The organism is Rhodococcus sp. PAE-6 (assembly GCF_025290685.1).
Lineage (GTDB): Bacteria > Actinomycetota > Actinomycetes > Mycobacteriales > Mycobacteriaceae > Rhodococcus > Rhodococcus pyridinivorans.
This window is the reverse complement of record NZ_JAOCLZ010000219.1, coordinates 1-240: the sequence shown is the minus strand read 5'-3', so window position 1 is coordinate 240 and position 240 is coordinate 1. Positions and strand designations below refer to the sequence as shown.

At 70.0% G+C, this 240-nt stretch carries 1 pseudogene; it reads left to right on the top strand.

What is annotated here, in order from left to right:
• Nucleotides 1-90: 90 nt before the first annotated feature.
• A pseudogene (locus NVV99_RS26815) lies at nt 91-240 on the top strand (glutamine synthetase); the annotation flags it as partial.

Sequence of the window (240 nt, the reverse complement as noted above, 5' to 3'; positions counted from 1 at the left end):
CGAGGAGGCGCAGAACGCGCTCTCGAAGGCGCAGGCGAACTCCGCGGAGTGGGACGCTGAGGACCGGGAGTGGAACGGCCGATGAGCGCCATGAGCCGCCAGCAGGAGTTCGTGCTCCGGACGGTCGAGGACCGCGACGTGCGGTTCATCCGCCTGTGGTTCTCCGATGTGCTCGGCCAGCTCAAGTCGGTGGCGATCGTCCCGGCCGAGCTCGAGGGCGCCTTCGGCGAGGGCATCGGC